General features: G+C 60.1%; 2 protein-coding genes. Both read left to right on the top strand.

Features of this window, described 5'->3' with window-relative positions:
• Positions 1 to 939, top strand: a 939-nt coding sequence (locus ALO64_RS26290) for a MutS-related protein (RefSeq protein ID WP_408002901.1), incomplete at its 5' end; no start/stop codon positions are given.
• Between the two features lie 259 nt (positions 940 to 1198).
• Positions 1199 to 1522: a ferredoxin FdxA gene (fdxA, locus tag ALO64_RS10075; RefSeq protein ID WP_002554692.1), complete on the top strand. Its 324-nt coding sequence runs from the start codon at positions 1199 to 1201 to the stop codon at positions 1520 to 1522.
• Positions 1523 to 1555: the final 33 nt, after the last annotated feature.

Below are 1555 nucleotides of genomic sequence, written 5' to 3'. Positions count from 1 at the left end.
ACGGCAGCGGCGCTGGCTGAACTGGACGTGCTGAGCAACCTTGCGGAGCGCGCGCTGAATCTGGACCTCAACTGCCCACGCTTCGTTGCCGAGCCTTGCATGCGCATTGAGCAGGGCCGTCACCCGGTCGTAGAACAGGTACTAAGCACTCCGTTTGTCGCCAACGACCTGGCGCTGGACGACAGCACGCGCATGCTAGTCATAACCGGCCCGAACATGGGCGGTAAATCGACCTATATGCGTCAGACGGCGCTGATCGTACTGCTGGCGCATATCGGCAGTTTCGTGCCCGCTGGCAGCTGCGAACTGTCGTTGGTCGACCGGATCTTCACCCGTATCGGCTCCAGCGACGACCTGGCCGGCGGGCGCTCGACGTTCATGGTGGAAATGAGCGAAACGGCAAACATCCTGCACAACGCTACCGACAAAAGCCTGGTGCTGATGGACGAAGTCGGACGCGGTACCAGCACCTTCGACGGCCTTTCTCTGGCTTGGGCAGCGGCGGAATGTCTGGCGCAACTGCGTGCTTATACACTGTTCGCGACGCACTATTTCGAGCTGACAGTGCTGCCGGAAAGCGAACCGCTGGTGACCAACGTGCACCTGAATGCCACTGAGCATAACGAGCGCATCGTGTTCCTGCACCGCGTACTGCCAGGGCCTGCGAGCCAGAGCTACGGTCTGGCCGTGGCGCAACTGGCCGGCGTGCCGGGCAAGGTCATCAGCCGCGCCAAGGAACACTTGCAGCGTCTGGAAACCACCAGCCTGCCGCACGAGCAGCCGCGCGCCAAACCCGGCAAGCCCGCAGTCCCGCAGCAGAGCGATATGTTCGCAAGTCTGCCGCACCCGGTGCTCGACGAGCTGTCGAAGGTCAAGGTCGACGATATGACCCCGCGGCAGGCGCTGGATTTGCTATACACATTGCAAACTCGCCTGTGACGCGAAGCGTTACATACTGTTAGAATCCCGCGCGGTTTGGGACGCTCTCGGCTTTTAGCCTGGTCGAGGCGTTTTTCGAGCCGCGTGAAAATGCAGCGAACCATCGGTAGGTGGCAGGGACAGGTAGCAGACGACGCAGTCTTACCGCTTCAAGGCCACCCACCAAAAGCACGTGTTTTCATAGGGGCGGGAAACCTCCCGAACCTGGCACCCCTGTCTGGAAGGGCTCTGCCGCAGCCGCCTGAGGAGAAAATTAGAAATGACCTTCGTCGTCACCGACAACTGCATCAAGTGCAAGTACACCGACTGCGTAGAAGTCTGTCCGGTGGACTGCTTTTACGAAGGCCCGAATTTCCTGGTGATCCACCCGGACGAGTGCATCGACTGCGCGCTCTGCGAGCCTGAGTGCCCTGCCGTGGCCATTTACTCGGAAGACGAGATTCCTGCTGGCATGGAAAATTTCATCGAGCTCAACGCTGAGCTTGCCGAGGTCTGGCCCAACATCACCGAAAAGAAAGATGCGATGCCGGATGCGGCAGAGTGGGATGGCAAAACCGGCAAGATCGCTGATCTGGAACGCTAGATTCCAGACAGACAAAAGGCCCCCGAGAGGGGT

Origin of the sequence: Pseudomonas meliae (assembly GCF_001400515.1) — a bacterium.
Taxonomy (GTDB): domain Bacteria; phylum Pseudomonadota; class Gammaproteobacteria; order Pseudomonadales; family Pseudomonadaceae; genus Aquipseudomonas; species Aquipseudomonas amygdali.
This window is presented reverse-complemented; position numbering and strand designations above follow the sequence as displayed.

Coding starts and splice junctions, on each gene's coding strand:
- fdxA (WP_002554692.1), top strand. CDS start 1,199: ATGACCTTCGTCGTCACCGACAACTGCATCAAGTGCAAGTACACCGAC.